The organism is Laceyella putida (genome assembly GCF_042665195.1).
GTDB classification, from domain to species: domain Bacteria; phylum Bacillota; class Bacilli; order Thermoactinomycetales; family Thermoactinomycetaceae; genus Laceyella; species Laceyella putida.
Genome location: NZ_JBHTBW010000003.1, coordinates 72,214 through 82,326 on the forward strand (window position 1 = coordinate 72,214; position 10,113 = coordinate 82,326).

Sequence of the window (10,113 nt, forward strand, 5' to 3'; positions counted from 1 at the left end):
TGGTGATGGAAAACGACGTACGAGCCTTTTCTGTGGATGGGCGAGTCGGTGTAGGCACCCTGGCAGCGAAAAGTCTGACCGATCCCTTACGGGGTCAAAGCATTGCCGATCTGGTGCGGTTGATCAAGGTAGGGCGGATTGATGTCAGTGCCCACACGGAACAAAATCCCGATGGTGAAATCCGTGGCCAGGTACGGGTACGGGCGATTCGCAAATGACCGATGAGAGATTTGCCAAGTAGCTTCACAAGAAGGGATGGACTCGGAAAAAATTTTCGCCTCCCATCCTTTTAAGTGTCGGATCGATTTACCGGATACGCCTTCGTCCAAATAGCCTAATTTTTCATCCTCCATCAGGCGGTATTTTTTATAGTCGAAGCTTCAACTTTTTGGTAAACTCGTCTTTGTAACGATTGAAACAGGGGTGAGGGGATGACAGGGCAAGAGGCATTAGTGAATTTGTTTAAGGAAGTCCAATTGCCGAATGAGTGGTTAGACAAACAGTTTAAAGAAGCGACGATTACCGAAGTGCAGGTCGATCCGGGGGCCAAGGCGTGGAAGATTCGGATTCGCCTGCCGGAACCGATCAATTCAGAAGTTTGGCAAGAATTTCAAGTACGCATCAAAAAACACTTTCAACCACATATCCAAGTCAGCGTGATGTTTGACTATGATCACATAGAACACGAAACGGTTTTGCGGATGTATAAGCATTATATCCAACGGTGGATACAGGAGAGAGTCGCTCCGGCCGCGTCGGCCTGGTTTGGACAGGCGGATTGGCGGGTGCGTGATGGGCAGATCGAAATCGTCTTCCCGAATCCGGCCGTCTTGCAAATGGCTGAGCAGCGGGGGGTGGAACGGCACATCTCCAGGTATTACCAACGGATCACCGGTAAGGAGATGAAGGTGCGCTTCACTTGTGAGCATCCCGATCCGGAAGTCTCGCCTGCCTCTTTTTTCCAAGAGAAGATACAACAGGAAGAACGGCAGTTAGTGGCGAAAGCGTTGGCGGAGCAGAAAGAGATGGCGGAGAGAGCCAAATCCGGAGAAGCGGAGGAAGTGGAAGCGCCGGCGTTGGAGAAGAAGATCGGTTACGCGATTCAGGAAGAACCGGTTGAAATCGCGTCGATTACGGAGGAAGAGCGGAGGGTTGTCGTCAAAGGAAAAGTATTCAAATGTGAAGTGAAAGTACTGAAGAGCGGCAGGAAGCTGCTGACGTTCAATATCACTGATTACACCAATTCGATCGCCTGCAAATTCTTCGCGTCTCCCCGTGAGAAGGAGCAGGAGCAAATCATTGCCATGATCAAGGATGGAGACTGGCTGAAGGTACGCGGGTCCGTCCAGTTTGACACCTTCTCCCGCGAGTTGGTATTGATGGTTAATGATTTGATGGAAGTACACGTACCGGAACGGATGGATACGGCGGAAGACAAGCGGGTTGAGCTGCATTTGCATACGGCCATGTCCACCATGGATGGTATTACGGATGTGGGGGATGTGATCAAACGCGTGGCCAAGTGGGGACACCGCGCGGTGGCGGTTACCGATCACGGCGGGGCGCAAGCGTTCCCGGATGCCTATGCGGCGAGCAAAAAGCATGGTGTAAAAGTGCTGTATGGGTTGGAAGCCAATGTGGTCGATGACGGGGTTCCCATGGTGATGAATCCGGAAGACCGGGTTCTCGCGGATGATACCTATGTGGTGTTTGACGTGGAGACCACCGGTTTGTCGGCGGTTCATGATGTCATCATCGAATTGGCGGCCGTCAAAGTGAAGAATGGGGAGATTATCGATAAGTTCTCCGAGTTTGCCAATCCCCATCGCAAGCTGTCACAACAGATCATCGAGCTGACCCATATTACCGATGATATGCTGACGGATGCGCCGGAGATCGATGATGTGATCGCGCGATTCCTGCAATTTATTCAGGGCAGTGTGCTGGTTGCGCATAACGCCCGCTTCGATATGGGCTTTTTGCAAGAGGCGGTAAAGCGCATCGGAGAGAAGCCAGTGACCAATCCCGTCTTGGATACCCTCGAGTTGGCTCGTTTTTTATATCCGACATTGCGGAACCACCGGCTGAACACGTTGGCCGATAAACTCGGCGTAAAGTTGGAACAGCATCACCGGGCGATTTATGATGCGGAGACGACCGGACACATCTTGTGGAAGATGCTGGGCGAAGTGAAGGAGAAAGGGATCACTAACTTGAAGGAGCTGAATGAAAATCGGGGTGATGCCGACTTTGCGCGGATGCGACCGTTCCACGCCATTCTGCTGGTGAAAAACCAGGAAGGCATGAAGAACTTATACAAATTAATCTCCATGTCGCATTTGAAGTATTTCTACCGTATTCCGCGCATTCCGCGCAGTGAATTGGTCAAGCACCGTGAGGGGCTGATCATCGGCTCCGGATGTGAGCGAGGGGAACTGTATGAGGCGGCGCTCAACAAAGCGCCAAGCGAAGTGGAAGAAATCGCCCAATTCTACGATTATCTCGAAATCCAGCCGGTGGAGTATAACTTGCATCTGGTTGAAAAAGGATTGGTCGAAAGCCCGGAGCGCCTGCGTGAAGCGAATCGCCTGCTGGTGGAGATTGGTGAGAAGTTGGGCAAGCCCGTCGTTGCTACCTCCAACAGTCACTACCTGGATGAACATGAGGCGATATTCCGGGAAATTATCGCGATGAACCAAACGGGTGCCAAGCCGCAATTGCCGTTGCCGAAAGCGTACTTGCGGACAACGGATGAGATGTTGGAAGAGTTTTCCTATTTGGGGGAGGAGAAGGCGAAAGAAGTGGTGGTGACCAATACCCAACGCATCGCCGACTCGATTGACGACGGGATCAAACCGTTCCCGGACGAGACCTTTACCCCGGAATTGGAGGGAGCGGAGGAAGAGTTAACCGAGATTTGTTACCGCACCGCCAAAGAGTGGTATGGGGACCCGCTGCCGGAAATCGTGAAGAGCCGCCTCGAGCGGGAACTGGGCTCGATTATCAAACACGGGTTTAGCGTATTGTACATGATTTCGCAGAAGATCGTATATAAATCGCTCCAAGACGGATACTTGGTGGGATCGCGGGGTTCGGTGGGATCGTCGCTGGTCGCGGCACTCAGCTTTATCTCCGAGGTGAATCCATTGCCGCCCCACTACCGTTGCGAAAGCTGCCAATACAGCGAATTTATTACCGATGGTTCGTATGAAAGCGGCTTTGACCTGCCTGATAAAAAATGTCCCAAGTGCGGCACCGACCTGTGGAAAGACGGCCACGATATACCTTTCGAAACCTTCTTGGGCTTCGAAGGGGACAAAGCACCCGATATTGATTTGAACTTCGACGGTGAGTACCAACTCCGGGCCCATCAATACACTGAGGAATTATTTGGCAAAGCGTATATTTACCGTGCGGGGACGGTTGGAACCGTTCAGGAGAAGACAGGATACGGGTATGCCAAAAAATATGCGGAACAAAAGGGGATCGTTCTGCGGCAAGCGGAATTGGATCGGTTGGCGCAAGGGTGCGTGGGAGTTAAACGCTCGTCGGGCCAACATCCAGGGGGCTTGATGGTCGTACCGCAAAATAAGGAAGTCTTCGATTTCACCCCGATCCAGCATCCGGCCGATGATATGAAGTCCGGGACGATCACGACCCACTTCGATTATAACGCCATCAGCGGGAAAATCCTCAAGTTGGACCTCTTGGGACACACCGGTCCGACGATCCAGCGTTATCTGCATGAAATGACCGGGATTGACCCGACCAAAGTGCCGCTGGGCGATCCCGAGGTGATTGAATTGTTTCGTAGCACCAAGAGTTTGGGGATTAAACCGGAAGATATCAATGGCATTGAACATGGTACGCTCGGGATTCCTGAGTTTGGCACGTACTTTGCGCGGGGGATTTTGAAGGATGCCAAACCCAAACGCTTTAGCGAATTGGTGCGTATTTCCGGTTTGTCCCACGGAACTGACGTTTGGCAAGGCAACGTGCAAGATTTGATCAACGAGGGCGTCTGTACCCTGTCGGAAGCGATTTGTTGTCGTGACGATATCATGTTGTACCTGATCCGCATGGGCTTGCCTGCCAAAGCGGCGTTTAAAATCATGGAGAAAGTGCGGAAGGGCAAAGGCGTGACGGAGGAAGAAGCGGACTTGATGCGGCAGAACAATGTGCCGGAGTGGTACATCGGCTCCTGCCAGAAGATCAAGTACATGTTCCCGCGGGCCCACGCCGCCGCATATGTGACCGCGGCTGTGCGGATTGGTTGGTATAAGGTATATTACCCGGCCGAGTTTTATGCCGCTCTCTTCTCCACCAAAACCAAAGACTTTGATATTGAAGAAGTTCTCAAAGGATACAGCCATGTTTCGCGCTTGATCAAAGAGATCAACGAGAAAGGGTTCCAAGCTTCAGCCAAAGAGAAAATGTTCTTAACCGTCTTGGAGCTGGTGCAAGAGATGTATGCGCGCGGTATCAAGATGCAGTCGGTGGACCTCTACCGTTCCCAAGCGGAGAAGTTTACCGTGATCGATGGAGAGCTTGTTCCTCCTTTCGCCTCGATCTCCGGTGTGGGTGAGAGCGCGGCGCAGAATATCGTGGAAGCGCGCAAAGAGGGCGAGTTCCTCTCGAAAGAAGATTTACAGAAACGGGCCCGTTTATCCAGTACCGTGGTGGAAGTGCTGGAGCGATTGGGTTGCTTGGACGGCTTGCCGCAAAGCAATCAATTGGCGTTATTCTAAGAGAAATAGACGGACAGATAACCAAGCTCCCCCTCTCACGCCAGAGGGGGAATTTTTTTGATGTCAACTGGGTCAATGGACATAGCGGCCTTGTTCTGGCAGGGCAATTCGGTCAAACTCAGTCACCAATTGATCTAGGGCTTGGGTGAGTTCCGCCCCGTCCATCGGGATGCCGTGTCCGGTAATGGCAACGGCAGGAGCCAAGGCAGCCAAACGTTTGACCGATTCCTTCGCTGCCTGCCAGTCAGTGGTGAAGTATTTGGGAGGGCCGGAAATTTCTTTGATTTGGAGCATGACTTTATATAATGACTCTTGCTTCACGGTCACAAAGGCATCGCCAACGATGAGGGAGCGATCGCGTTTGCGAAACAATGAGATGTGGCCGGGGGTGTGGCCGGGTGTATGGATGACACGCCATTCAGGAAAATGGGGGACAGAGCCATCGGTCGGTAATGCTTTAACCTGGCCTTGAAGGCGAATGCCGTGGTTGGGAAACCAAGGGGACAAATCGCTTACCATGCCCCCGGCCACTTGCGGGTCGCCGGGGGGATAGTCGGCTTTGCCAGTTAAATAGGGCAACTCTAATTCATGGGCGTACACGGGAACGTCCCAATGCTCGATTAATTCCACGATGGCCCCGACATGGTCAAAGTGACCATGTGTGAGGAGAATGGCGCGGGGACGACGGGAGCCAAAGCGCTGTTCAGCCAGAGCGATGATGTCCGGAGCGGAATGGGGCATACCAGCATCCACAAGGAACCATGGGTCCGGGCGATGGGGATTGCCCACCATGCAAATGTTCACAATCTGGATTGTATGGCAAATCAAATCGGCTGTGATCTCCACGCTGTTTCCGCTCTTGATGGAAGTCATGGGGGGAATGAATTCATCTTCAAATGCTTTATCCATAATGTACCTCCGTTCACGTCAATCTTCTTGCTTATCATGCCCTGGATAAGCCAAGTATCTTCATTCACTTGTATCTCACGCCGTGATAGATCACATACATAGTTGATGGGGATCTCCAAGTCCAAGCCCAGTTTGCCTTGATCCTGTTGCTTACGAGATTTGCTTTTTGCGGATTTCTGCATGTTGTCCAATTGTCACCCTCCTGTCTCTGTGTTTAGCTTGCACAGGAAGGGGATTATCTATATTTCCGGGCCACAAAAAATTGCACCAACGGATTCAGCACCAAGACAAAGCACAATGCCGCAAACAAGGAAACATTGCCAAAGTCTTCTTTTCGCATGAACACGATCCGATCGATGATCCACAGCACAAACAGGCCGATGGCGGCCACATTGTAACTGATGGTGGCACTGCGGTAAGCGATCTGTTTTCCCATCTCATCTTTTTGCATTTTTAGATCAATGCCCCACGTGAACAGTTGCATCCAAGCCACAAACAAGAGGACAAAGATCATGATGTCGGCGATTTCGAATGGGTCCCCACTTAGGTGGTCGGTCACTTTCAGTCCAATCAGCACCAAACTGATCAGCCCTAGGACCATTCCGCCAATGACTGAACTTGATAGTCGTTTATGCATATCTATCCCCCTGTGCATCAATCTTTTTTAAATCGAAACAATTCATCCACCGTCACGCCCAACACTTCCGCCAACTGAAAAGCCAAGGCCAAGCTGGGGTCATACTTGTTGTTTTCGATCGCATTGATGGTCTGGCGTGAGACATCACACGCTTTGGCCAATTCATCCTGCGACAGCTGATGCGCTTTTCTCAGTTCTTTGATTCGATTTTCCATAGGCTTCCTCTTGTTTGAGATGTAAAAAACTTTTTACATTTTCAGTGTACGACAGCTACGGAGTTATGTCAAATATGTTTTACATTTATCTTTGGACAAACGCAAAAAAGCCCACTACCAAGCAGTCAGTCCGTTTCCAAATCGGAGGTTCGGCAACTGTTGCGCGGTTCTGTTAACAATTCACATTTCATTAACAAAATGAGATCCCCAAAAAGGGGTGGGCTCTCGAATGATATATTGTGAAACAATATATTGCTTCTCATTTTGAAAGGAGATACTCGCTTGAGGAAAAAATTTCTTACGGGCGTTCTTGCCACAGCAGTTATCAGCTCTTTGCTCGTGCAACCAGCTTTGACGGATGCCGCACCGGGCAAAAAAGTGAATTTAGCTGATGAGATTGAGAATTCACTGCGCATCAAAACCCAACATAAACTGGAAACCTATTTGCAGGGTGGAGGGGCTTCCGTTTCTTCCAAAACGGTTCGCAGCATGGCGAGTACCACACAAGCAACGGTGGCCAACACGCTGAAACCAAGCGCGTTTCACTCCTACAAAATGGTTGTGACGACGGGTGGCACCTTAAACATCACGGAGCCAGCGTCTGAAGAATACGGTTACGTTGTCTTTTCCGAAGAAACTGGTGAGGAGTATTTCTCGGGTGACACGATTCCTGCGGGAACATACCATCTGTTGATCTTCAGCATGTCCGATGCGGCCGTCAGTTACAGCATGAGCGTGAGCGGTGTGACGATGAATATTGATACCGTTTTGCCGGCGCTGAATGTGACCAGCCCAAACAAAGTGGATTATCGTTTGGCTAAGAATACGACGGCTTTGACGTTGAGCGGTAGCGCAACCGGAGCAGACAACACCTTCTATGCGATTGACGATTCGGAAGACATGCCGTTCAACAGCACCAGCTTCAACAAAACGATCACGGCTTCCCTGGGACACCATGGCGTGGACCTTGGAGCGACCACTGCGTCCGGCAATATGGTAGTGCACAGTTATTTTGTCACCGCTCCAGGGCTGAAGCGCATTGCGGGCGCCGATCGCTACGCGGTATCGGCGAACGTGAGCAAGGAAGCTTTCCCATATGGGGCTGATACGGTTGTGATCGCACGTGGTGACCTCTATACCGATGCCTTGGCCGGTGGTCCTTTGGCCGCGATGAACTATGCGCCGATGTTGCTCACCACGACGAATGCTTTGCCGGCTCCCGTCTCCGCTGAAATCAAGCGTTTGCAACCATCCCGCGCGATCATCTTGGGTGGAACCGGCTCCGTTTCGACGGGTGTGGAAAACACCTTGAAAAGCATGGGGATGACTGTTGAGCGGATTGCGGGTGCGGATCGCTTTGTGGTCTCCACCAACATCGCCAGTCGCATGAAGGCGGATGGTTTTGAGACAGACACCGCGATTATCGCGAGCGGTTTGAACTACCCGGATGCCCTGTCCGCTTCCAGCCCGGCAGGCCAAATTCCGTTACCCATCCTAGAAGTGTCGAAAGACTCCATCCCGGCTTCTGTTGATTCATACATCAAAGCCAATGGGATTAAAAACTTCATTATTGTCGGCGGACCGGGAACCGTGTCCGATACCGTGAAAAACAAGCTGGCGAGCTTTGGCGGTCAAGTGGACCGCATTGGCGGGGCGAACCGCTTTGAAGTGGGCGTGAACATTGCCAATTACTTCCTTGATGGGGAATACGGCATGATGTTCCCGAGCACGATTGTCTTTGCGACCGGGCTTGATTTCCCTGACGCCATTTCCGGAAGCCCGATGGCGGCCAACATGTACTCTCCGATGCTGTTAACGTATCGCGACAAGTTGGATCCAATGGTGAAAACCTATTTGGAAACGACGGTGCCAAGCATCACCACGCGTGACGTGTTCTACTTGATCGGAAACACCACGACGGTGAACTCCACGGTGGAAACGTACTTGAAAGGCTTGATTGACTAGATAAAGCTTCCTTGAAGCGAGGACAACGAAAGGCTGTTGACCGAAGGTAAGGTCAACAGCTTTTTTTATATCTTTGCGAGCTCTTTTGGTCAAATAAATAGAAACGTATAACAATCGAAACGAATTTTTATATAAATCGAAATAGAATTATGATATTACTGGATGATCAAAGGAACGAATAAGGTGCGCATGTTGTCGATTGATACCCCGGAAACCAATTATCAGGGAGCGGCTCAGGATCCTTGGGGCACCCATGCGAAAAATTACTTGGCTCAGCTCCTTCCCGCCGGAACGAAAGTCACAGTGGAAACCGATGTGGAGGAAACGGATGCGTATGGACGCTTGCTGGCGCACATCCACAAAGGCACCTTGGATGTGAACAAAGAAATGGTGCGCCAAGGGCATGCCGTCACTTACTACATCTGGCCCAACCAACTGCACTTTGCAGAATATCAAAACGCTTACTTGGAAGCGAAACAAAATGGGCGCGGCATGTGGGACCCCTCCAATCCGATTGACGAGTTGCCATTTGAATTCCGTGATCGGATCTCAGGGCAGCCCCAAGATAAATATGTGGGCGATTACAGCACGAAAAAGTATGTAGAGCCGGCCAACTATAAACAAATTCCCGTGGAGAAAAGAATCTTCTTCTTCAATGAAGCGGATGCGCAAGCAGCGGGTTACACCAAAGCGTCGAATGGGGGAGGAGGCACACCTTCCACAGATCTCGTTATCAATGAAGTGCTTCCCGCTCCATCCAGCACATTTACAGATTTTTGCTGGCTTTTCAATCAAGGGATGAAAGACGGCGTTGCTCGGTATCCCCATAAAGGGGATGCTTAGAGCAACTATTTTTTATCTTTTGATGTTGCAGTTTGCGGATCGAACGGTTAGGATCTGGATATGGAACAAGACGACAGAAGAACGGTCTCTTTAATCAACTATCATTTTGTTTTCTGTCCGCGCTATCGAAGAAAAGTACTGGTGAATGAAGTAGAAGAGCGATTCAAGGAACGGGTGACCGAAATTTGTGAAGAGAATGAATGGATGATTGTCGCTATGGAAGTCATGCCTGATCATTGTCATTTGTTCTTGAACTGTCCCATCTGGTAAGTCTTTGGACACGTTCTTTCTTCGTTAGTACAGCAGGAAATGTATCAAGTGAAACCATTAAACGCTATGTAGAATCACAGAAGACAAGGGGGTGAACACATGCCAACCATCACACTACGCTTAGAGCTACATAAACCAACCCAAGCTAAACAGCAGATGTACCAACGAATGACCGAGATGAATACGGAATTTGCGAACTGGTTACTCACACATCCAGAAGTGAACAAAGCAACAAGTAAGATATTCAAAGAATTTTCTTCTGAAAAGTTCCCTTCGGCTGTCACGAATCAAACGATTCGTGAGGTGAAATCCCAAATGAAAAATCAAGAGGCGAAGACCTTTAAGAAGATGTGGTGTTGCTTTAATAATCAGAATCTAAAAATAGAGAAAGCGGGAGCTTTCTAGAGAATGTTGACAAACCCTGCGAATCAACTTTGTTGATCGCAGGGTTTTTGTATATAAAAGGGATATAAACAATTAATGGATGAATATCAACCCATATAAACTTAAAACCACCTCCCTTACC

At 50.1% G+C, this 10,113-nt stretch carries 7 protein-coding genes and 2 pseudogenes; 6 read left to right on the top strand and 3 right to left on the bottom strand.

The genetic code is table 11. The annotated features are described in order from the left end of the window. The first annotated feature begins 5 nt into the window (after positions 1–5). Positions 6–218: a CHRD domain-containing protein gene (locus ACFQNG_RS00915; protein ID WP_379862923.1), complete on the top strand. Its 213-nt coding sequence runs from the start codon at positions 6–8 to the stop codon at positions 216–218. 213 nt (positions 219–431) lie between these two features. Next, positions 432–4,748 carry a PolC-type DNA polymerase III gene (locus ACFQNG_RS00920; RefSeq protein WP_379862912.1) on the top strand — a complete coding sequence of 1,439 codons (4,317 nt, stop codon included), beginning with the start codon at positions 432–434 and terminating at the stop codon, positions 4,746–4,748. A 72-nt stretch (positions 4,749–4,820) separates the two neighbouring features. On the opposite strand, the gene ACFQNG_RS00925 is transcribed toward ACFQNG_RS00920, so the two are convergent. The 3 genes from ACFQNG_RS00925 to ACFQNG_RS00935 all read right to left on the bottom strand — a co-directional run bounded on the left by ACFQNG_RS00925 (position 4,821) and on the right by ACFQNG_RS00935 (position 6,509). Further along, positions 4,821–5,657 (bottom strand): MBL fold metallo-hydrolase, encoded by an 837-nt coding sequence (locus tag ACFQNG_RS00925; protein WP_379862913.1) that lies wholly within the window; start codon positions 5,655–5,657, stop codon positions 4,821–4,823. Positions 5,658–5,892: 235 nt separating this feature from the next. Next, positions 5,893–6,294 carry a hypothetical protein gene (locus ACFQNG_RS00930; RefSeq protein ID WP_379862914.1) on the bottom strand — a complete coding sequence of 134 codons (402 nt, stop codon included), beginning with the start codon at positions 6,292–6,294 and terminating at the stop codon, positions 5,893–5,895. A 17-nt stretch (positions 6,295–6,311) separates the two neighbouring features. Then, positions 6,312–6,509 carry a helix-turn-helix transcriptional regulator gene (locus ACFQNG_RS00935; RefSeq protein ID WP_379862915.1) on the bottom strand — a complete coding sequence of 66 codons (198 nt, stop codon included), beginning with the start codon at positions 6,507–6,509 and terminating at the stop codon, positions 6,312–6,314. 282 nt (positions 6,510–6,791) lie between these two features. On the opposite strand from ACFQNG_RS00935, the gene ACFQNG_RS00940 reads away from it, so the two are divergent. From ACFQNG_RS00940 to ACFQNG_RS00955, 4 genes and pseudogenes are all read left to right on the top strand, one after another. Then, the gene (locus ACFQNG_RS00940) at positions 6,792–8,474 is read left to right on the top strand and encodes a cell wall-binding repeat-containing protein (protein WP_379862916.1); all 1,683 of its coding nucleotides are present in this window, start codon (positions 6,792–6,794) and stop codon (positions 8,472–8,474) included. A gap of 162 nt (positions 8,475–8,636) precedes the next feature. Further along, positions 8,637–9,317, top strand: a complete 681-nt coding sequence (locus ACFQNG_RS00945) for a thermonuclease family protein (RefSeq protein ID WP_379862917.1) — start codon at positions 8,637–8,639, stop codon at positions 9,315–9,317. Positions 9,318–9,377: 60 nt separating this feature from the next. Further along, positions 9,378–9,682: pseudogene (gene tnpA, locus ACFQNG_RS00950) on the top strand (IS200/IS605 family transposase). Between the two features lie 4 nt (positions 9,683–9,686). Next, positions 9,687–9,989, top strand: a pseudogene (locus ACFQNG_RS00955) (RNA-guided endonuclease TnpB family protein); the annotation flags it as partial. Positions 9,990–10,113 lie beyond the last annotated feature (124 nt).